This is a genomic window from Streptomyces sp. Ag82_O1-12 (assembly GCF_900182715.1).
GTDB classification, from domain to species: Bacteria; Actinomycetota; Actinomycetes; order Streptomycetales; family Streptomycetaceae; genus Streptomyces; species Streptomyces massasporeus.
On the sequence record NZ_FXUW01000001.1, the window covers coordinates 3,646,183 to 3,668,857 of the forward strand.

At 67.5% G+C, this 22,675-nt stretch carries 21 protein-coding genes and 3 pseudogenes; 10 read left to right on the plus strand and 14 right to left on the minus strand.

Translation table 11 applies throughout. From position 1 onward, the window contains the following. Window positions 1–34 precede the first annotated feature (34 nt). From QOL88_RS16600 to QOL88_RS16630, 7 genes are all read left to right on the plus strand, one after another. Window positions 35–460 (plus strand): ATP-binding protein, encoded by a 426-nt coding sequence (locus tag QOL88_RS16600; protein WP_030851878.1) that lies wholly within the window; start codon window positions 35–37, stop codon window positions 458–460. Further along, complete coding sequence (locus QOL88_RS16605; protein WP_257027787.1) at window positions 460–852, plus strand: hypothetical protein; 393 nt, start codon at window positions 460–462, stop codon at window positions 850–852. The genes QOL88_RS16600 and QOL88_RS16605 overlap by 1 nt, the downstream gene beginning before the upstream one ends. A gap of 300 nt (window positions 853–1,152) precedes the next feature. Next, window positions 1,153–1,566, plus strand: a complete 414-nt coding sequence (locus QOL88_RS16610; protein WP_143668864.1) for a hypothetical protein — start codon at window positions 1,153–1,155, stop codon at window positions 1,564–1,566. Between the two features lie 12 nt (window positions 1,567–1,578). Continuing rightward, complete coding sequence (locus QOL88_RS16615; RefSeq protein ID WP_097217169.1) at window positions 1,579–3,372, plus strand: caspase family protein; 1,794 nt, start codon at window positions 1,579–1,581, stop codon at window positions 3,370–3,372. A gap of 613 nt (window positions 3,373–3,985) precedes the next feature. Next, a complete protein-coding gene (locus QOL88_RS16620) occupies window positions 3,986–4,576 on the plus strand; it encodes a DUF4145 domain-containing protein (protein ID WP_179878878.1) in 591 nt (196 codons plus the stop codon). 826 nt (window positions 4,577–5,402) lie between these two features. Continuing rightward, complete coding sequence (locus tag QOL88_RS16625; protein WP_143668865.1) at window positions 5,403–6,101, plus strand: hypothetical protein; 699 nt, start codon at window positions 5,403–5,405, stop codon at window positions 6,099–6,101. Between the two features lie 205 nt (window positions 6,102–6,306). Then, a complete protein-coding gene (locus QOL88_RS16630) occupies window positions 6,307–6,765 on the plus strand; it encodes a hypothetical protein (RefSeq protein ID WP_097217173.1) in 459 nt (152 codons plus the stop codon). A gap of 587 nt (window positions 6,766–7,352) precedes the next feature. Here the strand turns inward: QOL88_RS16630 and QOL88_RS16635 are convergent. Continuing rightward, complete coding sequence (locus tag QOL88_RS16635; protein WP_257027788.1) at window positions 7,353–8,360, minus strand: SNIPE associated domain-containing protein; 1,008 nt, start codon at window positions 8,358–8,360, stop codon at window positions 7,353–7,355. Between QOL88_RS16635 and QOL88_RS16640 the strand changes: the two genes are divergently transcribed. Then, complete coding sequence (locus tag QOL88_RS16640; RefSeq protein WP_257027789.1) at window positions 8,352–8,654, plus strand: hypothetical protein; 303 nt, start codon at window positions 8,352–8,354, stop codon at window positions 8,652–8,654. The two genes, QOL88_RS16635 and QOL88_RS16640, sit on opposite strands and share 9 nt — an antisense overlap. Window positions 8,655–9,638: 984 nt before the next feature. Here QOL88_RS16640 and QOL88_RS16645 read toward each other — a convergent pair. From QOL88_RS16645 to QOL88_RS16655, 3 genes and pseudogenes are all read right to left on the minus strand, one after another. Next, the gene (locus QOL88_RS16645; RefSeq protein WP_097217175.1) at window positions 9,639–9,953 is read right to left on the minus strand and encodes a hypothetical protein; all 315 of its coding nucleotides are present in this window, start codon (window positions 9,951–9,953) and stop codon (window positions 9,639–9,641) included. 254 nt (window positions 9,954–10,207) lie between these two features. Next, window positions 10,208–10,577, minus strand: a pseudogene (locus QOL88_RS16650) (helix-turn-helix domain-containing protein). After that, window positions 10,577–10,913: pseudogene (locus QOL88_RS16655) on the minus strand (type II toxin-antitoxin system RelE/ParE family toxin). Before QOL88_RS16655 ends, QOL88_RS16650 begins: the two co-directional pseudogenes overlap by 1 nt. A gap of 118 nt (window positions 10,914–11,031) precedes the next feature. On the opposite strand from QOL88_RS16655, the gene QOL88_RS16660 reads away from it, so the two are divergent. After that, a complete protein-coding gene (locus QOL88_RS16660; protein ID WP_097217176.1) occupies window positions 11,032–11,373 on the plus strand; it encodes a hypothetical protein in 342 nt (113 codons plus the stop codon). A 246-nt stretch (window positions 11,374–11,619) separates the two neighbouring features. On the opposite strand, the gene QOL88_RS16665 is transcribed toward QOL88_RS16660, so the two are convergent. Then, window positions 11,620–12,024, minus strand: coding sequence for a putative type II toxin-antitoxin system PemK/MazF family toxin (locus tag QOL88_RS16665; protein WP_097217177.1), 405 nt, complete (start codon window positions 12,022–12,024; stop codon window positions 11,620–11,622). A gap of 168 nt (window positions 12,025–12,192) precedes the next feature. Here QOL88_RS16665 and QOL88_RS16670 point away from each other — a divergent pair. Further along, window positions 12,193–12,450 (plus strand): annotated as a pseudogene (locus QOL88_RS16670) (transposase); the annotation flags it as partial. Between the two features lie 7 nt (window positions 12,451–12,457). On the opposite strand, the gene galE reads toward QOL88_RS16670, so the two are convergent. The 9 genes from galE to QOL88_RS16715 all read right to left on the minus strand — a co-directional run bounded on the left by galE (window position 12,458) and on the right by QOL88_RS16715 (window position 22,665). Further along, window positions 12,458–13,429: a UDP-glucose 4-epimerase GalE gene (gene galE / locus QOL88_RS16675; protein WP_097217178.1), complete on the minus strand. Its 972-nt coding sequence runs from the start codon at window positions 13,427–13,429 to the stop codon at window positions 12,458–12,460. 18 nt (window positions 13,430–13,447) lie between these two features. Next, window positions 13,448–14,773: an MFS transporter gene (locus QOL88_RS16680; RefSeq protein WP_179878879.1), complete on the minus strand. Its 1,326-nt coding sequence runs from the start codon at window positions 14,771–14,773 to the stop codon at window positions 13,448–13,450. Then, entirely contained in the window at window positions 14,766–15,950 is a 1,185-nt protein-coding gene (locus tag QOL88_RS16685; RefSeq protein ID WP_097217180.1) for an ATP-grasp domain-containing protein, read from the minus strand. Before QOL88_RS16685 ends, QOL88_RS16680 begins: the two co-directional genes overlap by 8 nt. Further along, window positions 15,950–17,170 (minus strand): ATP-grasp domain-containing protein, encoded by a 1,221-nt coding sequence (locus QOL88_RS16690; protein WP_097217181.1) that lies wholly within the window; start codon window positions 17,168–17,170, stop codon window positions 15,950–15,952. The genes QOL88_RS16685 and QOL88_RS16690 overlap by 1 nt, the downstream gene beginning before the upstream one ends. 51 nt (window positions 17,171–17,221) lie before the next feature. Further along, complete coding sequence (locus tag QOL88_RS16695; protein WP_097217182.1) at window positions 17,222–18,448, minus strand: ATP-grasp domain-containing protein; 1,227 nt, start codon at window positions 18,446–18,448, stop codon at window positions 17,222–17,224. Window positions 18,449–18,495: 47 nt separating this feature from the next. Beyond that, window positions 18,496–19,287, minus strand: a complete 792-nt coding sequence (locus QOL88_RS16700; RefSeq protein ID WP_097217183.1) for an SDR family NAD(P)-dependent oxidoreductase — start codon at window positions 19,285–19,287, stop codon at window positions 18,496–18,498. A 65-nt stretch (window positions 19,288–19,352) separates the two neighbouring features. Further along, window positions 19,353–20,345 carry an aldo/keto reductase gene (locus QOL88_RS16705; RefSeq protein ID WP_097217184.1) on the minus strand — a complete coding sequence of 331 codons (993 nt, stop codon included), beginning with the start codon at window positions 20,343–20,345 and terminating at the stop codon, window positions 19,353–19,355. Continuing rightward, on the minus strand, window positions 20,327–21,619 hold the full coding sequence (locus tag QOL88_RS16710; protein WP_097217185.1) for an FAD-binding protein: 1,293 nt from the start codon (window positions 21,617–21,619) through the stop codon (window positions 20,327–20,329). Before QOL88_RS16710 ends, QOL88_RS16705 begins: the two co-directional genes overlap by 19 nt. Beyond that, a complete protein-coding gene (locus QOL88_RS16715; RefSeq protein ID WP_097217186.1) occupies window positions 21,616–22,665 on the minus strand; it encodes a polysaccharide deacetylase family protein in 1,050 nt (349 codons plus the stop codon). Before QOL88_RS16715 ends, QOL88_RS16710 begins: the two co-directional genes overlap by 4 nt. Window positions 22,666–22,675: the final 10 nt, after the last annotated feature.

A 22,675-nucleotide genomic window follows, 5' to 3' on the forward strand; every position in this document is an offset into this window, starting at 1 on the left:
GCACATGGCGGCCTACCAGCACGAAGGAACTTGTATGCACGAGTATACGAGCACCGCCCGGGTCTGGGGACTCACTTGCCCAGGATTTCCGGAAGAGGTCAGCCGGGCTCGCCGCTGGACGCGGGACATCCTGCGCGGATCTCCCTTGGCCGATGACGCCGAACTGATCGTGAGCGAGCTGAGCGCGAACGCGATCCTCCACACGGCGAGCGGCGGGCTGGGCAGCTTCCACCTGGCCCTCGCGGTCTCCCCCAAGGTGGTCGCCCTGTCGGTCACCGACGAGGGAGGAACGGGCACCGCCCCGAAGGTCGAGCAGCCGAGCGAGGACGCGGTACACGGCCGCGGCTTGGGCATGGTCAGCGTCATCGCACATCGGGTCGTCGTCCACGGCAGCCACAGCGGCTACACCGTCACCGCCGAACTCTTCACGGACACCCAGCCCGGAGGACACCCGTGCTGATGGACAAGCCCCAGCGGGGCTTCTGGTGCGAGTGCTGGACGCAAGACGTCAACGACGAGACGGGGTGGCCGGCACTCCGGGCATCCTTCGACGCGTACTCGGCACCACAGGCAGACAGATGGGTAGCAGTCGCCCTGCGCACGATCTCACCAGCACTAGACCCGGAAGCCTCCGACGAAGCCTGGGCCTGGCTCTACGACGGCCGCATCGACACGCGACGAGCCCTCTTACGCATGGAACCCTGCACGGTCTCTCTGACCCACGCCAGCACCCGCATCACATGGACGATCCGACCAGTGGTCTTCCTACCGCTGGCCCACCGCCAAGGTGTCGAACTCCCAGCCTGCGCATACGACTTCACGCCCCGCGCCACGGTGTCTAGTCCCAGGTGATGTTTGACGTTCTGGTCCCAGCTGATGCTCGACGGTGGGCCTAGACACGCCCACGCCACGGACTGAGTTACAACTTTCTCTACTGGTTCAAGGGCGGCTCGCTCCGCTCACCGCGCGCGGCCCGGCCCCCGGCCGGGCCTGCGCTCCTGTCTCCGCCCCGCTCCAGCCCGGCCGGCGCCCGTGCCGCGCGCACAGCAATCAGCCGCTTGCCGCCATGAGGGGCACGTCGCGGCTGGGGCGGTCGGCTGCAACAAGTGCAATCGGGCACATACGGTTGCTGCGACCTGCCATGATTGCTCCATGAGTGACAGGACGTCAGATTTGCGTCTCACCGTGACCATCGGTCCGGGAGCTATCACCGACGAAACAGCCATCAGCAGCCTTCGCAATGAACTACTTGAAGTTCGTGGTCTTCTCGGGGTGCACCCCGCAAACGCCACGGCTGAGCACTCCGGTCCGGGAACGCCAAAGTCGCCCATGACTCTCGGCCTTGTCGGCCTGACGCTCACCGCTGCCCCTTTCGCCCTTAGGCAGGCTACAACCGTCATCACGGCGTGGCTGGAGAGGCAAAAGGCAAGGACAATCATTCTCGAAGTCGACGGAGAACGTCTTGAAGTGACCGCACCCACGAGCAAGGATCAAGAGGCCGCTCTGGAGTTCTTCATTCAACGTCATAGCACCTCCGCCTCGAACTCCACGCAGGGAAACGAGTAGCCTGGGGCATAAATGAAGAAAAAGGCGCTCCTCATATCATGCGGCACATACAACGATTCGAACCTTCATCCCCTTCCGTCATCCGTACCCGACAGCGCCAGGTTTGCCGATCTCCTGGAAAGGCCGAATCTGGGCGGGTTTGACGTACGCATCGTCAATGATGGCACTCTAGTAACAGTCCAACGAGAGATTCATGAACTTCTACACCTAGCCGCAACTGATGACTTGGTCCTGATTTATCTCTCAAGTCATGGCTTGAAGGATATGTTCGGCCGCTTCTATTTGGCCTTGCCGGATACCGACCTTTCAGCTCTACCAGCAACCTCGCTGTCTGGAAGATACATACGAGAGCAGATCAATGATACGCAAGCAAGAAAACTCGTGATTATCCTAGACAGCTGCTTTTCGGGCGCCTTTGGCCGTGAACTCATGGCCAAGTCGATTTCGCTCTCCGAGGGCACTCCAGATGAGTTCAAAGATGAGTTCATGGAGGGCACCGGGCACGCTATATTGGCTGCGAGTTCCCCCATTCAATACGCTTTGGAGGATGGCAGTAACAATAGTCCCACTTCTGTCTTCACACGAGCAATATGCGACGGCATTGCGACTGGCGCTGCAGACGTGGATGCAGACGGCTGGATTTCCCTCAGCGACCTATTTGAGTACTCGTCAAAAGAAGTAAGCGCACGATATCCGCTACAAACGCCACAGATGAGCTGTTTCGGTATAGATCGAGACCTAAAGCTCATGCGCGCCCCCTCTCAGCCGACAACGTACGCAGATTTTGATGCAGACATCGAGGAAGCATCCAAGAGCATTCATCCGGAGCTTCGGATTGCTGCTGCTACCGTCCTCGGAAAGATCACCCACAGTCAAAATCGAGAACGCGCCTCATCCGCCCTTAGAAAGTTGAGAAAACTAAGAAATGACTTCCATCCAGACGTCAGAGAGGCAATTGAGCTACATATAGCTGTTGCACCGAAGAGGCCGAGACGCAGGCTCCCAATACAAACTCCAGAGAACAAACAAGTCCACAGCTCTGCGTGGGTGGAGGTGTCCGCTCAAGGTCTCTCAAAGGCATCACAGGTGGTTCCCTATTTCATCGATACATCTGACGTTCACCCGATACTCGCCTACGTTCATTTTCAATCAGACGATCAATGTTTGAGAATGTGGGCATCAGACCGGTACAGGGTAGACCTTTGGCGCCTTCCGATCGCATCTAAAGGTGAAGACTTCGAAATATCCATCCTAGGTTCGGACGTTTACTCTCTCAAAGCTTTCACCGGGACCGACAAGGTGCGCATGGAAGTTGGGGAAGTATTCTCAGAATTTGAGTGCCGAGAAAAAATGCTGGCAATGAATTCGACTAGACCCAAGGAGCTCCCTGCCTACTTGGGTCTGATACCAAGCAATTCGTCTGGCGTCGCCCACTTCGCCCGCGCACCGTTCTTGGACGCAGTAGAAAAGGCCACCACTGCAACTAAGACACGCAATACACCCGTGACTTTGAACCTCGGGAAATCGCCAGGAGGAAGCGTCGAGATCGGCTTCTCCGGCGACGATGCAGTCTTGGAATCTGTCCCCATGGAACTGGTTGGCGATCCAATCAAAATCGCCTTCGCTCCGCGTTTTCTGATAGCCGCCCTTGGTTCATTTGCAACTAAGACAGTGAAAATGGCCGTGACGCACCCGAATAAGCCGGCGATTTTTACTGCGGATGATGAGCCAGAGCACATGCATCTACTAATGCCCGTGCGACTTGATAGGGGAACAGGAAATCAGGGTGAAAGCGGCTCAGCCTGAGAGACGGCGACCGGGGCGTTACGCCAGGTAATTGCCCGAGCAGGCCTCGAATGGTCGCAACTTCCCAGGCTGAGGGCTCAGGCATGTCAGCACGTGCCAGCCGTCGTGGCTTGCTCTCGTTGACGGCACTTTCAACGTGGTGAAGGCCGGTGGGGGTGCAACGAGGCATACGCGCGCCTAGTCGGTCGACGCACCCACCATCGTGGCTGACTGTCGTCGGCTGAGCCTCGTGCCACAACCGTGCCAGACGCAGGGGTCAGTAACGGTCAACACCGGTGCCCCACAGTCGCGTAGGCGCCACCTTCCTCGGCCGATAAAGCCGCAGCTCAAGCCCCAACTCACCCAGCCTCTCTCCTTAAAGAGGGCGTCGCAGCTTCGACGCGCCGACAACCGACACCCTCACGCGGTTGAGGGAGCGGGACCAGGCCTTGCTGGTTCCTGCTCTTCGCCGTTGATGGGCACCGACCGCGATAGGCCTGCAACCCAGTGTGGTCGATCACCCCCCACGGTGCTCAGGACACAGCTAGCGTGCGGTCATATGAGCGACGCGAGCCGAGTTGGCACCACATTTCCGCTGGTATGCCCCCATTGTGAGAAGCCCACGCTGGCCAAGGTGACCAGCGAGGCTCGAGGGGGCGGTGAACACGAACCGCCGTACCTTCTAGAGCTGGCCGAGTGTGGCAACTGCTTCGACCCCTTCCTGATGATGGAAGAGGACTACGGCCAGGGCTGGGATGGAGACCCTCTGGCCGTTTGGCCTAGGCAGCAGAGGCCCTTGAGCCTGAACGTGCCCGCGGCTATGCGGCGCGAACATGAAGAGGCACGACAGTGCTTCTCAGCCAAGGCGTACACGGCTACGGCGGTCATGGTCCGCCGGACCCTTGAGGGCGTGTGTCTGGACCAAGGCATGTCTGGCGCGGTGGGCCGGCCGAAGCCGCTGTTCAAGATGCTTGAGCAGATGAGGGACGAGGGGAAGATCGACGGGCAGCTCTTCGAATGGGCTCAAGAACTGCGAGTTCTTGGCAACCAGGGTGCTCACTTCACCGGGACCTCAGTGAGTCGTGAGGACGCAGCCGACGGCCTGGCACTCGCCGAGGCCCTACTCGACTACCTATATGTCTTTTCAGCCCAATTTGAAGCATTCAAGGCACGGCGGGCCGAAGCCAAGGCCAAGGCCAAGGAAGGCGAGTCCTCACCTGCCTAAGCCCGCCGTAAGCGACACGGTTGGACTCCTAGGGGCGGGCTCACCCTTGACTGGTGCCACCGGCTCCTTGCTTCTCGTCCAAGCGCCGCCCAGAAGACGGCAGCAGTGAGTGTCTAACTGCGTGACAACGCATACGAACAACTGCGGACGAGCACGGACGTCCAGAGACCATCAACCCAGGTAAGGAGCGTACAAGCCCAGGGCAACAACGCTACCCAAGTTGCTTCGGGACGAAGAAGTCAGAGGAGCGGTGCTGTAGCGGGTAGGTTGCCCGTGCTGGTTCAGGACGCTGCGGGACGCGGGGGCAAGCACGTGGACGAAGACGAGATCAGGCGCGCGGTGGCACGGGGCATGCGTGACTACGAGAGGTCTCGACCGAAGCCCAAGGGAATCATCGCTGAGACGGAGAGTGCGGTAGGCGGCTGCGTGGCGATGTTCCTGATCGCCCTTGTGATTCTGGGTGTCGTTGCCGCCTGCAATAGGTGACGTCCGGGTGAGGCCTGCGCCGGCGTATCCGGCGGCAGTGACGGCAACGCTGACGGCAACGGCTGCGGACGGCTGCAGCGCTCGGCGACCCGACATGGCAGAGGCACGGGAAGGCCAGGCCGTCCCACCACGGCGTGCGCGCATCTTCTAAGCGCTTGGCCACAGGTTCGAGTCCTGCCGGGGGCGCAAGTCTCCGCCCTCCCGTTCGGGAGGGCTTTTTGCCAGTCAGGGTCCATGCAACGACATGGTGAAGCCCCGGACGCCCTCCTGATCTTGTCGAGCCCCCGCGGTACTGGCGAGATCCGGATCTGGCGGCCCGGATCTGATCTATGTTGACAACATGACAAGGAGTCACCTTCCCCTCGTTGCAACGCTTCTGGCTTGCCTCACGCTATCCGCTTGCTCCGCAGACAAGGCGCCGCCGGCCCCCGCTGGGGTGCCGTCAGCGAGCGGAACCGGCAAAGCAAGGCCGTCCAAGGACAACACCTACCTGCCGCTGACCAAGCAGCTCAGCCGGGGGGAACTCACACAGGCGATTCCCGACGCTGAGGACCTGGTCCCCGGCTACCTTCCCGGCAGTCTGCACAAGCGCATGCCGGGCGAGCCCGACGACTGTGCTCCGCTGGACACCCCAGCGCCGGCCGGTTGGCAGCGAGCGGGTAGCGGCGATTACGACTATCAGGGATCGACCGTCTCGCGAGGCATTGATCTGGACGTCTGCCAGTTCGACAATGTCGCGCACGCGAAGGCGGCGTACGACCAGTGGCCGGACACGGATGAAACGGCCCCCATCGCGACCGGTCGAGTCGGAGAGGAGTCGGTCTTCCTGGCGCACAGCGGATCGAGTGGCACGGTCTACGGCTACAGCAGGTCCGGCACCGTCATCGCCCGAGTCACAGTGGAGGACGCGGGCGCGGATCCCACAGACGCCCATGACGTGCTGGCTGCCACTATCAAACGACTCCAGCAGGTCCAGGCAGGCCAGCGGGCCACAGCGACGGCGCCCGAGATAGCCGCAATGGAACAAAGCCAGCGCTAGTGGCCCCTTGGTACTGTGATCAACACGTAGCGTTGATCACTGGGGGCCAGCCGTAATGCGAACGGTCGCAATCACTGCCTGTTTACTCACGGTGCTTTTCAGCACGTCGGCGTGCTCGGCAAGTAGAAGTGAGTCAGGGCCAGCGTCTAGCGCCTCGCCCAGCGGTACCACCGCTACCAAGAACGTGGATCCTACCGGGCGTACAGTGGGAGATACCGTCACCCTCAGTGACGCAGACGGTAAGTCCCTCCAGGTCACGCTCACCGGAGTTGCCTACCGGGACGCTCTTGCCAAGGACAAGACTGCCAGCGTGCAGGGCAAGTATGCCGTCGCTCTCGCTTTCACGATGAAGTCGGCATCCGGTGGCACACTCGGTGAACAGACCGGCAACATGATCAAGTGGCAGGGTGACGGGGCCCAGGTCGAGGAGTGGGATTACACAAACGCTCCATGGCAAGGGTGTATTGACGACTACTTCATTTATGCCGACCTAGAGCCGGGCAAGGCGTACAAGGCGATCACGGATATCAATCCACCCTCCAAGGGCGGCACTGTGATCATCACTGACGAGTGGGGCGGAGTTGCCCGCTGGAACCTTCCCGAGGCGGACACCGGGAAGGGCACAGAACCGGCTACGAAGTTCACCACTCAGGATTGTCGCTGAGCTCGTCTGTGAGCAGGGTGCAATCGAGGTCGCCAGATGGTTGCTGGCTTCTGGGAAGGCGTCGTTGGCGGGGCTTGTTTCGCCTTGATGACGGGTGCAGCAGTGCCGGGCTGAGTCCGGCGTTCGCGTGGCGGGCTGACATCCACCACTGACATCAACAGTGGCGGATGTCAGCGGTCCTGCGTAGCTGCCCGGAGACGATGTAACCGCCTGGCTTCGGGTGTGAGCCGCGGATGGATCGAACTCCTAAAGCGGGTGTCGCAGGTTCGAATCCTGCCGGGGGCACAGGAAAAGGGCCAGCTCAGGAGGGTTTTCTCCCAGGCTGGCCCTTCTTCGTTTCCCGCCCCGTGCCACAGGCGTGCCACATCATCCGGCAGAGGGCTCGCCGCCGGGCAACCACTTCAGGGCGACCACCACATCCGTCCCAAATCCGCCACAGGTCACTCTGCGTCCACCGGCTGCTCCGAGATTGCGCGACGCCATCGATAGGCCTTCTGCCGGCAGTACCTCCAAGGTCACCTGGATCAGTCCGGATGGCGCCACCTGCCGTCTGGACACACCCGACGAGGTTGACTGAGTCGAGCCCGTCACCGCCCGGCAGCGGTCTGGCTGGCCCTCCATTCAGGAGCCTCGGGCGTGTCCTGGAACTCCAGGAGGTGCTGTCCGGCGAGCCGCTGCAGGGCGGCGCGTACGTCTGCCGGTGTGACGTAGAAGAACTCCCGGCGTAGGTTCACCCGGTTGACGCGGCGGGACTCGAACTCCTGGTGCAGGCGGCGTTCCAGGCCGACGGCGTCCTCACTGAAGATCAGGGCGTGTACGTCGAACCGGAAGGGGACGGACGCGTCCCCGAGTTCGATGACGCGGTCCATGGGATCGAGGCGCCGGGTCATACCGATCTTGACCATGCGTTCGCCGAACGCTCCGACGTTGGAGATGACGTAGACGTATCCGGCCCGGATGTTGGCCTCGCGGGCCTCGACCGCCTCCAGTTCGGCGACCAACTCGACAAGTTTCCCTTCGAGTTCGGCGATGGCGGCCTCATCGCCGGTGCCGGAGCGCAGGCGGCGCAGGGCGCCCTCGTAGTGGCTGCGCTCCTTCTCCAGCCGCTGCCGCTCGCGCTCGATCTCGCGCTGCATGCGCTCCTCCTCGCGCTGCTGGGCTCGAAGCTCTCGCTGCTCCTCCCGCTCGGTCTCCTTCCTCACCAGGTAGTCCGCCGTCAGTTCCAACTCCTGGACCCGCAACTGGTGGTAGTCATCGCCGATGCGGATCTGCATGGTGGCGCCGAGCCGGGCGATCGACTCCCGCGTCTTGCCGAGCCGGTCGATCAACGAGTCGAGCCGGTGCGGCTTCATGCCGCGCACTGCGTTGTCCGCCTCGGCGTTGTACGCGCGCAGCATCAGCTTGGAGAAGTCACGGACCATCTTGCGGCCCTTGGCAGCTGAGCCGTCCACCATCCAGTACTGGTTGCCGAGCACTGCCCGATCGTCCCTCGCCAACTGCTTGTAGCGGGCCTTGAGACTGTCGAGCCGGTCCTTGTAGGCGAGCGCGTCGGCGAGCGGATGGCGGTACTCGTAAATGCCGGCCTCTTGCAGCATCCGCGTCTCATCAGTGAGCACCAGATCTCGGCGCGCGGCCGTGAGGCGCTGTTCGGCCTCCGCCGTCTGGCGAGCCATGTCGTCGGCTTGGCGGCGCACGTCAACCAGGGACTGCGCGGCGCTCTCGGCGGCGTGCTCTATCTTCTCGTCGAGGAGAGCGTCGATCCGTCCGATCTCTTGGAGCTTCTCCTCATGCGCGCGGCGCAGTCGCTGCTGCTCGGCGGCTATCTGAGCGCTGTCGGCTCCGATGAGACGACTCAATTGCTCCGTCAGGTGACGGTTGTCTTCCTGTAGTCCGCGTACCTGTGTTTCCATCAGCGCCAGCTCGCCCGCCAGACGCGCCGCCTCGGACTCCGCTTGCTTACGGCGCCGGCCGAACAGACCCCCACCTGTGGCCGGGACCGTCGCCTGGGGACTGTGGGGGGACTGCTGAGGAACGGGTGCGCTCGGCTGCGGTGCGGCCCCTTCCGGGATCCAGATCTGCCAGCCTGGGGGTGTGGGCCATGCGGGATCCGGTTCCCAGCCCGGTGGCGGGCTCCACCCCTCCGGCGGGGCGGGCCAGGTGGGCGGCGGGTTGAACCGGTAGGTCATGGGGCAACGACTCCTGTCGCGAGGGCGAGAGACGGCCGGCGTAACCCCGATGCCGTCCGGCAGCCAGCGGGCCGAGTCGAACGTACTCGGCCTTGTGGACCTTCGTCCTGCCATCTCCTGTTTTTGGCCCTCCTGGCAGCAGATCCGACGAGGTGAGTAAGCCGCAGGGAGCCGTTAGACTCCGGTCGCTGTCAGGACGGCCCTCCGCCGGCAGCGAAGTGCCCTTCGTCTCGAGGGACCGGTCCGGCGCCCCCGGGCACGGCCGACCGCCCCTGACGCACCGGGTGAAGGTGGGGCGAAGGTGCCCACCCCTCTGTCCGCGGACAAGTTCCTGTCCGTTCTCAAGAACGCACAGGCGTTGTCGAACACGGATCCTGGCGCACCCACAACCGCGACCAGCACGACAACTGGGGCCCGTGAACGGGGTGATGATCCACCACCCGGGCGCGTGCTCCTCCGCGTCTTGTGCCTCCCCCTGGCCACGCCGCGCGCGCCCGCGACCTGTGACACGAGGTCGACCCCCTGCAGTCGGCCCGGAACGGATTCAGCACACATGAGGCCGGGAAACCCTGGGAACCTGCAAGAACCACCGAGACATGTTTCTCCAGGTCAAACGCGGCCATGGCGGAGTTTCCCCAGGTCACGACCTTGATCAGAGAAAACTCCTAAAGCGGGTGTCCGGCGCGCTTACCGACCCCACACCTGCTGGAACTCATCGACTGTGATGGCTTCCAGCGGGTCTTCCTCAGGATCGATCGCTTGGTCTGTCAGGCCACCGTGCGCGTCCTCAAGGTGCTCCCAGCTGTACCGGTGGAGTTGGCCGGCCGAAGTGAGCTCGGCTTGCTTGATGACGATCAACTCGCCGCGGTCGGCTACGGCCTCGATGTACCAGAGGCCGCCTTCCTCGTCAGCGTGTCGAAAGTGGTGTCGCAGGGTGGCGCCTTCGTCGAGTGCTCGGTAGTACGCCGTGGTCTCTGCCGCGATGCGCTCCAGGTCAGCCACGAGACCATCGTGCCAGAGCGCCCATACGGTTGCCCCGTTCTGACGTCCACGAGTGACATCAACGGCGCCGGACGCCATGCAGTCCTAGGCGGTCTGACATGGCCAGCGTGGCTGGGTGGTGCCTCGGCAATGCCGAGGAGCGATCGAACTCCTAAAGCGGGTTTCGCAGGTTCGAATCCTGTCGGGGGCACAGCCATATCGGACTCTCGTAGGTGCCCCTCGATTTCATGGCCGACGGCCCGCCTGACAGCGGCTCAGGCAGCGTGCGGGGTGAAGGTGACATGCGAGTCGTCTTCGTCGGTGATCAGGTTCGGCGTGCCCTCCAGGGCCTTAGCCAAGCGCCCCGGCAACGGCAGAGTAGGCACGGTGTCGACGCAGCTGGAGACCAGCGGCTACCGACTGCTGACCGGCGAGGAACTGAGTGTCCATCCGGCACACCTGAGGCTGCGTCATCCCAGCCCGCTCTGCCAGGTCCGCCTGGGACAGGCCGAGCTCGGTCCGACGGTTGTGGACCGCCTGCCCGAGATCGCCGGCCAGCCGCGCGTCGACGTACTGCTGGTCGTACTCCACCGCCTCACCCGCAAGCTGCCGGGCCCGGCGCGTCCTCCACGTGCTGTGATTCATCAGCTCTCCTTGCGCCGCTCGTACGTGTGCTGGGCATGGCCATGCTCGGCCTCGCAGACCTTCTGGGCCTGATGCGCCCGCTCGACTTCCGCCGCTTCACGCATCCTCGTCTTACGGAAGACCGTCAGCAGCACGACCCGTTGTCCTGGCGCAAGCCAGTACGGGATGCGTACGGCTTCGCCGTCCAACTCAAAGCGGAGCTCACGTAGCTCGCCACGCAGGTGCCAGCGAGTACGGCTCGCCGAGGGGCGTCGACTCGTCCAGCAGTCGGTCCGTCTTGTCCTCGACCCGCCGGTAGAGGCGGAGCGGAAAGGCCGCCTTGGCCCGCGACGTCACATGCGAGGGCTCCGATGGTCCGGGCCAAGGACCTGCAAGCTCCGATCAGATGGCCGCAGGTCTCGGCAGCCGGTGATCAGTCGTGGCTGTGCAGCAGCGCAGCGCGTCATCATGAAACATGGGGATTGATCTGGAGCTGCACGCGTCACGGCCGGCACGCAACAACTGGCGCAAGTCCCGCGCAACGCTGCTGCGGAGCTCCTACGGGCACGGCGACGCGCTGGCCGATGCACTCGGCTCGCTCCAGCTCCTCGGAGTACCCGGAAGGCTCACCGCCGTCGATCCGTACGGGGACACGTTGATGAACGAGCAAGAGGCCGCGACCGCCCTCCAGGAGATCCACGGCCTGAGGGGAAGTTGCGCTGATGAGCGTCAACTCGCTGCGCTGGACGATCTCACAGCGATGCTGGAACAGTGCGCGGCTACCCCAGGCAGCTACTTGTGGTTCGCAGGCGACTGAGGCTCCGACCAACTTGCCGTGTGAGTGTCTAACTGCGTGACAACGCCGACGAACAGCGGCGGACAACCGCGCACACCCCCTGCGGACCATCGCAGCAGGCGTGAGCCGCACGGCCCTGAGGTCTAGGGCCCACCCAAGTTGGCCTCGGGACGAAGTCGCAGGTTCGAATTCTGCCGAGGCCACAGAAGGAAGGGGTAGCACTCCAGCCGTAGATCGTGATCTCGATGGTGAGTGGCGCCTCTCCGCCTACCCGATTTCACGGAGACGGAGGGCGGCCCTTATCTCGTTGAGCTTCGCGGTTGTCGCCGGGGTCCGTGCCCTCGCCTGTTCACCGAGACGGAGGGCGTCCTCAATCTCGTTGAGCTTCGCGGAGGACAGGACGCCCGCCCGCTCGATCAGGTCGTCCTGGGACACGGTGGTCAGCCACGTGCAGGGGGTAAAGCCCGGGCGCGGGAACGCGAAGCGCAGCACGCCTTCAAAGGGCAGTCCTTCCATGGCACCTACTTGCACTTCGACGCCCAGACCGCTGATGTCGACGCCCGCAGGAGTGACGACCTGCATCGCCCGGATCCTGGACACGTCGTCTGCCGCCAGCAGTACGACCAGCCGCCGCTCGTCGAACTCCACCCACCAGACTTCGCCACGTTGCACATGTCCTCCTGACTCAGGACGGCAGGCGGAACTGCGCGACCCTGACGCGTTGTGGAGACGGGTGCGGCCGCCACCGTTGATCATCGTGAGTTGTGGACTGACGAAGAGACGGTGGCCCCAGGTCACAGCATAGAACCCGCCCGTTGGCGGGACGCGTTCGAGGACCTGATGGGCCGGATCGCGGGGTGCTTCGCCCGGGTCGAACCCGGGCGCAGGGCGGCGCGGTTGGTGCTCGGTCTATTGGCCGACCCGCAGCGCGCGATCTGCTGGACCATCGCCGAGTGGGTTGGCGAGGCCACTCCGGACGGCATGCAGCACCTGTTGGGCTGGGCCAAGTGGAATGCCGATCAGGTCCGCGACGACGTGTGCGGCTATGTGGTGGAGCACCTGCACGACGACCGGGCGGTGCTGGTCGTCGACGAGACCGACCTCCTCATGTGGGCAAGAAGCAGGGCTGCCAACCCGCCCAGGCCGACGAGATCATCTCCCGCACCCCGAACCGCGCGCTCCAGCCCAGTTCGCGCAGGACGGAGTCGACCGAGGCCACCACCCGCGCCGGGTCGCCGGCACGGCGCTCCAGGACCGTGGGCTCGACCGGGCGCCCGGTCACCTCACCGATCAGCGTGATGATCTCCCGCACCGACACCCCGAGGCCGCGCCCGACGTTGAGGGTCAGCCGCGCGCCGGCGTCCGCGGTCAGCCGCCTCGCCGCCGCCACGTGAGCGGCGGCGAGGTCGGACACGTGGATGAAGTCCCGTACGCAGGTCCCGTCCGGAGTCGGGTAGTCCGCCCCGAACACTTCCGGCCGCCTGCCGAGCGCGAGCTGTTCGAACACCATCGGGATGAGGTTGGTCGCCTGCCGGTCGGCGAGCTCGGGGGTGCCCGCCCCGGCCACGTTGAAGTAGCGCAGGCTGACGTAGCCCGCCCCGGTCGCGTGCGCCACCGACCGCACCAGCCACTCCCCCGCCAGCTTCGTCTCGCCGTACGGGTTCACCGGGTGGCAGGGGGTCTCCTCGGTGATGTACTCGGTGGGCGGGCTGCCGTACACCGCGGCGCTGGACGAGAAGACGAACCGCTTCACGTCCGCCCTGCTCGCGGCGTCGAGGAGAACGCGCAGGCCCTCCACGTTCTCCCGGTAGTAGAACAGCGGATCACCGACCGACTCGGCGACCTGCTTCTTCGCGGCGAGGTGGATGACTCCGTCGACCCGGTGGTCGCGCAGCACCCCCTCCACGAGGTGGCCGTCGAGCACCGACCCGACCACGCAGGGCACGTCCGCCGGAAGCCGGTCCGCGAAGCCCGACGACAGGTCGTCGAGCACCACCGCGCCCATACCGGCTTCCCGCAGCGCCGCGACCACGTGCGCCCCTATGTACCCCGCACCGCCTGTGACCAGCCAGGTCATTTTCCGTACCTTCCCGAACTACGCCGTCGGTGTCTTCTCGGCCGCCGCGGCGGGCAGCCTCCAGCAGGCCGAGGCGAACAGCGACCAGCCTGCGACCGAGGCGATCGCGAAGACGAGGATCGAGTTCCACAGGCCGAACCGCTCGCCCATCAGGCCCCCGAGGAACGCGCCCAGCGGGAACGGCCCGTAGGTGAGCATCCGGTACGCCGCCGTCGCCCGGCCCAGGACCTCGGACGGGATCACCGACTGCCGGAACGCGACGACGTGGACGTTGTAGATGGTCAGACCGAACCCATAGACCGCGAAGGTCAGCGTCGCCGACACGAAGTTCCAGGGCGTGCTCCCGCCGGTCGGCAGCAGCAGCGTCGGCGCCACCGACGCGAAGCCCATGGCCAGGATCAGGACCCTGGGGAACCCGAAGCGGTTTCCGGCCCGCTTGGCCACCACCGCCCCGGCGAGCGAGGCGACGCTGCCGAGGGCGAGGACGAAGCCGACCCCGCCCGCGTCCATCCCCAGTTCCTTGACCGAGTAGACCAGGAACAACGTCAGGATGGCCTGCTCGCACAGGTTGAACCAGCCCGCCTGAAAGGTCAGCACCCGCAGGATCCGATGGCGCCACAGCAGTCCGAAGCTGGTGAGGATGTCGGCCAGACGGGGTCTGGCGGTCTCGTCCGCCGGCGTGCGCGGCGGCTCCCGGTGGCGGATCAGGAACATGGTCACGAACGCCGCCAGATAGGCCACGACGTTCGCCAGGATCGCGAACCACGCGCCGAGCGCCCTGATCAGCAGGCCGCCGACGCCGGGACCGCCGATCTGGGCCACGGAGTAGGAGCCCTGGAGCTTGCTGTTGGCGTCCACGAGGTGCTGCCGCGGCACCAGCGCCGGGAGATAGGCCAGGTAGGCGACGTCGAACACCGCGGTGCCCGAACCGACCAGGAACGCGATCACGCACAGTGCCGGGACGGACAGGGCCTCGACGAGGTGGAGCACCGGCACCATGGCGAGCGCCGTGACGCGCACGAGATTCGCCACCAGCAGGATGAGCCGGCGGTCGAACATGTCGATCAGCAGGCCGGCGAACGGCGTCACGCACAGCGCGGGCAGGTACTGCATCGCCGAGACGACACCGACCTGCGTCGCGCTCGCGCCCAGGCCCAGCACCAGCAGCGGGAGCGCCAGTTGGGTCACCTGGGCGCCGAACGCGGCGACCGTCTCCCCCGACCACAGCTTGAGGAAGTCGCGGTTGTGCCACAGGCTCCGGCCCGGTGTGGGGGGCTCGCTCGACGGCTGCGTCCGGTCTTCGGGTCCGCTCGTACCGCGCGGCTCGACGTGGGTGCTAGTCACCGCGGTAGACCTCCGCGCCCTGGTCGAGCTCGGCCAGGGCCGCGAGGACCTCGGCGCGGGTGCCCGCGAACAGCGCGTAGCCCACCCGGTCCTCCGGGCCGCGCGGCACCCGCGGCACCGTGCCCTCAGCCGCGAAGTAGCGCAGTTCGCGCAGGGTTCCCAGCAGCGGCGGCCTGCTCGCGCCGTCCAGCGTCACCCGGTGGCGGAACGGTGTCTCGCCGTTGCCGACGAAGAACCGGATGGCCGAGCACTGCGCGGGCGGCGTCCCCGGCGCTGTGCGCTCGCCCACCACAGCCGCGAGTTCCGCGGTGTTCAGGTTCCACCCGGTGGCCAGCTCCACCAACCGGGGGATCTGGTCGCCGGCGGGGCGTCCGGCGACCTCCATGAGGATCGGGCCCGTGTCGCTCATGCGGAACTCGGCATGGCACACGCCCGCCTCCATGCCGAGGGCCTCCAGCGCGCGGACCGTCGCGGCCGACAGCAGCTCGCGGTCCGCGTCCGGCACCGTCGCCGGCGACACATGGCCGACCTCGACGCAGTACGGCGGCCTGGTCAGGTGCTTCTCGGTGATCGCGATGATCTGCGTGTCCCCGGGCGCCCAGGTCACGGCCTCGACGCTGTACTCCGTGCCGACGACGTAGCGGTCCACCGCCACTCGCCCGCTCGCCGACAGCGCGGCGGCGGCCCGGAAGGCGTCGGCGAAGTCCCGCGGTTCGTCGACCACCTTGACGCCGCCGCTGCCGCCGTAGTCCGTCGGCTTGACCACGACCGGGAACCGGCCCTCGGCCAGCCGCTCGCCCTCCTCGACGGCACGGGCCACGCCGAGCTGGGGCGAGGGAACGCCCTGCTCACGCAGACGGTCGTGCATGAGGCCCTTGTCGCGGAAGACACCCGCCGGCATCCGGGTCGCCGCGACGCCGAGTTTGCGGGCGACCTCCCGGGCGACGTCGGTGGACAGCTCCTCCCAGCACAGGATCGCGTCCCACTCGAAGTCGGCCGAGCTCGCCGCCTCGAGCATCGAGTCGACCGAGAACCGGTCGCCCGCGCGCCACCAGTCGCACTGGTTGATCGGGACGCGGTGCGGCAGGTCGATGACACCGACGAAGTGCCCGGCGTCCCGCAGCGACTTGAGGCCGAACTCCTTGTTCTCGCCCAGACCGGCGATCAGCACCCTCATCACGACCCCGCCTTTCCGTCGAAGATCTCGAAACCCTGCTCCAGCTGCCGGTATGCCGATTCCGTCGAGCAGCGCAACAGGCCCGCGGCGTCGAGCTCCTTGACCCAGCGCCGGCCCGCCTCCAGGTCGCCGATCGTGGTGACCAGCTGCATGCGGTCGGTGTTGATGAAGCACCGGTTGGTCGGCTTGCGCGCGGTCACCCGCATGACGTCGGCGCCCTCGGGGTGCGCGGGCACCTCGACGCCGGGGATCTCGGTCGACGGCAGTTCTATCGCCACCGCGCGCGTGCGGACCTCGGGCAGCGGCTCGCCGAGCGCGGTCCCGGTGAACACCGCGTGCGGGTCGGTGCCGGTGCCGGTGAGCCCCAGGTCGGACAGGCCGCCCAGACGCGGGTTGATCTCCAGGACGACGATGTCGTCCCCGACCACGGCGAAGTCGATCTGCCACGGTCCGTACGGGGCGAAGTTCTCCTGGATGTCGGTCAGGAACGCCTCCAGCCGCGCGGTGGCGCCCTCCGGGAGGGTGTACGGAGCGACGCGCGCCCGCAGTGATGGGTCGAGGCCGGCGTCCAGGGGGCCCATGGACACCACCGGCCAGCGCATGAGCTCACCGCCCGCGCTGATCAGCTCGATGCCGGTCTCGACGCCCTGCTTGAAGCTCTGCACGATCGTGGGGAACGCCAGGCCCGCCGCGAGCACCGCCTCGAGTTCCTCGGCCGACGCCGCGTAGAACCGGCCGTCGCCCGCCTGTGCCTGGGCCTCCTTGATCACGAGCGGGAAGCCCAGCTCCCGGGCGGCGTCGGCGACCGCGCCGGCGTCCGCGCAGACCGCGCCCGCCGGGACGGGCCAGCCGCGCTCCACGCCGGTTTCGTGCAGCTTGACCTTGTCGCAGGCCACCTCGGCGAACGCGGCTGAGTGCGCGACGAACCGGCCGTCCCAGCGGGCGGCGGCCTGTCCGTAGACGATGGGGAGCTGCTCCTGGCCGTGGGCGTACGGGTTGGCGATGGCGACGTCGGGCCGCTCGGCCTCCAGCACCCGGACCACGTCGTCCGCGGTCCAGTCCAGGCTCAGCAGCTTGACCTCCACCCCTTCGTCGTCGAACTCGAGGGCCGAGTCGAACTCGATGGCCGAGTAGACGACGAAGTCCGTGTAGCCGCGGTCGCGCAGGACGGGCAGGAAGCGGGCGATCTTGTACTCGCCGAAGATCAGGGCCTTCTTCACGTTTCTCTCCATTCGTGGTGCAAGGGGGTGGTGGATGGTGGTGGTTGAGGCTCAGACGCCCAGGGGTTCGCCGACGACGGTGGTGCTGTCGGCCAGCGCCAGCAGCCGCGCGTCGATCTCGGCGATGTCGGCGCCGGTGGCGATGACGTAGCCGGCCCGGCCGAGGAACTGCCGGGGCGGCAGCCGGAGTTCGGTCCCCGGCTCGCTTACCCGCCGCACCTCGTGCACCCAGGGCTCGTCGGCGAGCGCGGCCGGCACCTCGATGTCGTCGAACGTCAGGTCGGCACCCGGGTACAGGAAGCGGATGCCGACCAGGCGGTCCGGCTCCGGGATCGGGTCCGGTTCGCGGCCGGTGGCGACCGCGCCGAGGACGCCGCCGATGGACAGCCCTGGAATCGCGATCTCGGCCAGGCGCGGGATGAGGTCGCCGCCGAGCCTGCCGTTGACCTCAACCACCTTGGGCCCGTCGGCGGTGAGCATCAGTTCGGTGTGGGTGACCGCGCGGTCGACACCGAGGGCCCGGTTCGCGGCGACCACCACGTCGCGGACCGCGGCCTCGGTCCCGCTGTCGAGGACCTTGCCGACGACGTGCGCCACCTCTTCGAAGAACGGCGGGTAGTCGGTGCGTTTCGCCGAGATCGAGAAGGGCTCGACCCGGCCGTCGAGCACCCAGCTGTCCACCGCGATCTCCGGGCCGGACAGGAACTCCTCGATCAGGACGAGTCCGTCGCCGATGGACGGGCTCTCCGCGCCGCGGACGACCTCGAAGGTCTCGCGCAGCTCGGCCTCGCTGTGAACGATCGTGACGGCGATGCTCGCGGCCTGGCCACGGGGTTTCACCACCACGGGATAGCCGATCTCGTCGGCGGCGGCGACCGCTTCGGCCACGGAGGCCGCCAGGTGGAACCGCGCCGACGGGACGCCCTCCTCCTGGAACCGCGCGCGCTGCATCGCCTTGTCGCGGCACGACCGCGCCGCCCCGGTCGGCATGGACCGCACGCCCAGCCGCGCGCCGATCTCGGCGGCCTGCGCCACGAGCCACTCGTCCCAGGTGACGACGCCCACGATCCGGTTACGCGCCGCCAGGTCCTCGGCCGCGGCGAGGACCGCGGCCTCGTCCTGGAGGTCCGCCTCGCGGTACTCGGCCACGTACGGCAGCTCCCACTCCAGCGGGGATCGCGCGACGAGGACGACGCGGTACCGCTGCGCCAGCCCGCGCAGCGCGTACTCCCTGAAGTGCTGGAACCCCGTGCCGATGACGAGAACGCTTTCCTTCATGTGCCTGCTCCTTGTGGGGGTGGGGTTCGGCCGTCGGACACCGGGGCTCACCGGTAGGCCCGTTGCGCGTCGACGATCCGCCGGGCGGTGTCGTCCGGGGCGCCCTGCCGCTGGATCCAGGCCGCGGCGGCGGGGAACTGCACCGCGAGGGCGCAGAGCAGCCGGAGCTTGACCGGCGCGATGTTGATCTCGCCTCGGTCGCGTTCGACGGCCCGGATCACCGCCGCCGCGACCTGGTCCGGGGTGACGGTGCGCGCGCCGCGCGGCAGGGGCGCCCCGGTCCTGGCGAACATGCCGGCCTCACCGACGAAGCCCGGCTGGATCAGCGAGACCCCGACGCCCGCCTCGCGCAGGTCCAGCCGCAGGGCGTGGGCGAAGCCGCGCAGACCGAACTTCGACGCGGTGTACAGCGAGGAGTACGGGGTGGCGGCCTTCCCCGACATGGAGCCGACGAAGGCGAGGTGCCCCCGTCCCGCGCCGACCATCGCCGGGGCGATTAGCCGGGCCAGTACGGCCACCGAGCCCAGGTTCACCGCCAGGGCCCGGTCGACCTGCTCGGGCGTGTACTCGAGCAGGTCACCGCTGGCGGGCAGCGCCGCGTTCGCCACCAGAATGCTGGTGCCGGCGCAGCGTTCGGCGAGGTCGGTCACCTCGCGCGGGTCGGCGAGGTCGGCGGGCACCCATCGGGCACCGACCGCGGTGGCGAGCTCGCGCAGCGCGTCGGCGTCGCGGGCGGTCACGATCAGGTCGGCGCCCGCCTCGGTCAGGCGCTCGGCGAGCACCCGGCCGATGCCGCCGGTCGCACCGGTGAGGAGAACGGTCTCTCCGGCGATGTTCATCCTGTGGCTCCTGGGTGGGGAGGGTCGGCCCGCGGTCAGGGTGTGGCCCCGGCCGCGGCCTGCGGTTACCAGAGGTGGTGCACCTGGGCCCGGATCCGGCGGTCGTACAGCTCGCGCAGCCGGTCGAGGGTCTCCTCGGGCAGCGGTGCCATGGAGCCGACCGCCGCGTTGGCCCGTGCCTGGGCGAGAGAGGTGGCGCCCGGGATCACCGTGGTGACGCCGTCCTGCTGGGTGACCCAGCGCAGGGCGAGCTGCGCGGCCGTGAGGCCGTCGGGCACCAGGCCGGCGAACTCGGCCGCGGCTTCCAGGCCGGTCTCGTAGTCGACGCCGGAGAAGGTCTCGCCCACGTCGAACTGCTCGCCGTGCCGGTTGTAGGCACGGTGGTCGGTCGCGGCGAAGACCGTGTCCCGCCGGAACTTCGCGGACAGCAGGCCGGACGCCAGCGGGACCCGGGCGATGACGCCCACGCCGGCGGCCCGGGCGGCGGGCAGGACGCGCTCCAGCGGCTTGCGCCGGAACACGTTCAGGATGATCTGCACCGACGCGACGTTGGGCCGGGCGAGGGCGGACATGGCCTGGTCGCAGGTCTCCACACTGACGCCGTACGCCGCGATCCGGCCCTCGTCGACCAGCACGTCGAGCGCGTCGTACACCGCGTCGGACGCGAACACGGCGTCCGGCGGGGTGTGCAGCTGCACCAGGTCGAGCGTGTCGACACCGAGGTTGGCCCGCGAACGGTCGATCCACTCGCGAAAGTTGCCGAGGGTGAACGCCCCGAGTTCCTGCGGGCCGCGCCGCCCGATCTTGGTCGCCACGGTGGGCCGCTCGCCCGGCGACGTACGGAACTCCCTCAGGAACCGCCCGATCAGCCGCTCGCTGCGGCCGTCGCCGTAGACGTCGGCCGTGTCGATGAAGTCGACACCGGAGGTGACGGCCGTGTCGAGGATGGCGCGGACGTCACGCTCGGCCACCTCGTTCCATCCGTCGCCGAACTGCCAGGTGCCGAGACCGACGACGGAGACCTTCCGCTCGGTCCTGCTCAGAGGTCGCTTTTCCACGCGCGCGTCTCCCGGGTCGGCTGGGGGCAAGGGGTTTCGATGGGGGAGGAGAACAGTTCGTCGACGAAGTCGTTGCCGAACTTGCCGTCCGGGTCGAACTTCCGCGTCAGCTCCTGGAAGTCGGGCGCGCGACGGTAACCGGACCGGATCTCGGCCCCGGTCATCGCCGTCAGCTTCGCCCAGTGCGTACGCGCTCCCAGCGGCACCAGTGCCTTCTCCACTGCGGCGATCACCGGCGGCACGCGGGCGATGTCCTTGATCCAGGTGAAGTGGAACGTCACCGAGTCCCGTTCGTACGCCGGGCTCAGCCACAGGTCGTCGCCGCGCACGGTCCGTACCTCGGCAACGTGGAGGACCGGGCCGAGGAGAGCGCCGAGTTCGCGCAGCGCGGCGAAAGCGGCCGGGGCGGCGGAGCGCGGCAGGAAGTACTCCGACTGCAGTTCGTCGCCGAGCCGGGGGGCGGTGCCGGTACGGATGTGCGGCAGCCGCTCGTGCCACGGGCCGGGCACACCCCGCTGGACCGTGCACGGCGCCGGGTCGGCCCCTGGCACCGGGTTCAGCGGACCCTCGGCCGGCGTTCCGAGGTCCAGGTCCGCCACGGGCCGGTCGGTGCGCCGCTTGAGCCACACGGTCGCGTCGTCGGCCCACTGGGTGAACACGCTGACGCTGTAAGCGGCGCCGAACACCTCGTCGAAGCGGCCCTGGACCTCTGCGAGCGGCACCGCCACGCGCACCGACTGGGCCACCTCGAAGGACGGCTCGATCTCCAAGGTCATCCGGGTGGCGACGCCCAGGGCCCCGAGGGAGACCACGGATCCGGCGAAGGTGTCGTGGTCGACGTCGCGTCGCAGAGCGACCAGATCGCCCTCCGGGCCGACCATCTCCAGCCCGGTCGCCGCGGCCGCCAGAGCACGCTGGGTGTCGCCGGACCCGTGGGTGCCGGTGGCGCACGCCCCGGCGACCGTGATGTCCGGGAGCGACGCCAGGTTCGCCAGCGCGTAACCCGCCCGGTGCAGTTCGGCGGCCACGTCGGCGTACCGCATGCCCGCGGTCACCGTGGCCGTACCGGCCTCCGCGTCGATGTCGACGGCCGGCGGCAACCCGTCGAGCCGTACGAAGCTGCCCGTCGTCGCCAGGATCCCGCTGAAGGAGTGCCCGGCGCCGAGCGCCCGGACCCGTTCGCTGCCCGCGACGATCCGGCGCAGCTCGTCGACCGACTCGGGCCGCGACACCCGCGCCGTCCCGAAGGTGATGTTGCCCGCCCAGTTCCTCATGCGGCACCCGCAAGGCCGGACCCGGTGTGCGCGAGCATGTCGTCGACGCGGACGAACTCGTACCCGCGCTCGAGCAGTCCCTCGATGATCAGCGGGAGTGACTCCACGGTGGGCGTGCGGTCGCCGCCGCCGTCGTGCAGCAGGATGACGGAGCCGGGCCTGACGTCGGCCAGCACGTCGCGCGCGATGGTCTCGGCCCGCCGCAGCGCCCAGTCGTCCGGCGCCACGTCCCACAGCACCGTGGTGGCGTCGAACTCCGAGAGCCAGCCCATCACCTGAGGCGTCCGCGACCCGTACGGCGGCCGGAACAGCCCGGGTGCCCCGCCCCCGCTCGCCTCGGCGATCGCCTCGGCGGTGCGGTTGATCTGCTCGGCCAGCTGGGGCCGCGACAGCTCGGGGAGGAACGGATGCGACCAGGTGTGGTTGCCGATGGCGTGCCCCTGCTCGCGCATCCGCGTCAGGTCCTCGGCGAATCCGCCGGCGTTGATCCCGACGCAGAAGAACGTCGCCGGGATCCCGTAGCGCTCCAGGATGTCGAGGATCCGGCCGGTGTACGGCGGCAGTGGCCCGTCGTCGAAGGTGAGCGCGACCTGGCGTCGGTCGCGGCTGCCGTGGCTGAAGAAGCGGCCGACGGCGGTGAGTTCACGCTCGGCCGCCGCCGACGACTCGATCCAGGCGGCCAGTTCACCCTCGCGGCCGGTCTGGGTGCCCCGGTGGGCCTCCAGGGGCACCAGGCCGGTCGCCCGGCGCAGGCTCGCGCGGGCCAGTTCCTCCACCGGGACGGAGCCGAGCAGCGGCCGGTCGGGCAGCATCCAGGGGTCGGCGCGGTGGACGCGCAGACCCGCCGCCATCATGCGGCCGTCCAGGGTGCCGTTGGTGCTCTCCACCACGACGGTGAGCTCCTCGCCCAGCTTCCCCAGTTCCGCTATCAGTTCACCCGCGCGGTGTGACGGGTATGCGTCGGGCACGGGGACGCGCCGGCCGTCCTGGCCGATCACCGCGAGCTGGTAGCCGCCCGCGTGCCATGAAACTCCCGCGTACAGCATGTGGCCGCCC

Bases quoted from the DNA above. Each gene is read 5' to 3' on its own strand.
- QOL88_RS16695 (WP_097217182.1), bottom strand. From the start codon at position 18,448: ATGAAGGAAAGCGTTCTCGTCATCGGCACGGGGTTCCAGCACTTCAGG.
- galE (WP_097217178.1), bottom strand. From the start codon at position 13,429: ATGACCTGGCTGGTCACAGGCGGTGCGGGGTACATAGGGGCGCACGTG.
- QOL88_RS16605 (WP_257027787.1), top strand. From the start codon at position 460: ATGGACAAGCCCCAGCGGGGCTTCTGGTGCGAGTGCTGGACGCAAGAC.
- QOL88_RS16710 (WP_097217185.1), bottom strand. From the start codon at position 21,619: ATGAGGAACTGGGCGGGCAACATCACCTTCGGGACGGCGCGGGTGTCG.
- QOL88_RS16660 (WP_097217176.1), top strand. From the start codon at position 11,032: ATGGGGATTGATCTGGAGCTGCACGCGTCACGGCCGGCACGCAACAAC.
- QOL88_RS16615 (WP_097217169.1), top strand. From the start codon at position 1,579: ATGAAGAAAAAGGCGCTCCTCATATCATGCGGCACATACAACGATTCG.
- QOL88_RS16635 (WP_257027788.1), bottom strand. From the start codon at position 8,360: ATGCTGCAAGAGGCCGGCATTTACGAGTACCGCCATCCGCTCGCCGAC.
- QOL88_RS16685 (WP_097217180.1), bottom strand. From the start codon at position 15,950: ATGAGGGTGCTGATCGCCGGTCTGGGCGAGAACAAGGAGTTCGGCCTC.
- QOL88_RS16700 (WP_097217183.1), bottom strand. From the start codon at position 19,287: ATGAACATCGCCGGAGAGACCGTTCTCCTCACCGGTGCGACCGGCGGC.
- QOL88_RS16600 (WP_030851878.1), top strand. From the start codon at position 35: ATGCACGAGTATACGAGCACCGCCCGGGTCTGGGGACTCACTTGCCCA.
- QOL88_RS16610 (WP_143668864.1), top strand. From the start codon at position 1,153: ATGAGTGACAGGACGTCAGATTTGCGTCTCACCGTGACCATCGGTCCG.
- QOL88_RS16625 (WP_143668865.1), top strand. From the start codon at position 5,403: ATGACAAGGAGTCACCTTCCCCTCGTTGCAACGCTTCTGGCTTGCCTC.
- QOL88_RS16715 (WP_097217186.1), bottom strand. From the start codon at position 22,665: ATGCTGTACGCGGGAGTTTCATGGCACGCGGGCGGCTACCAGCTCGCG.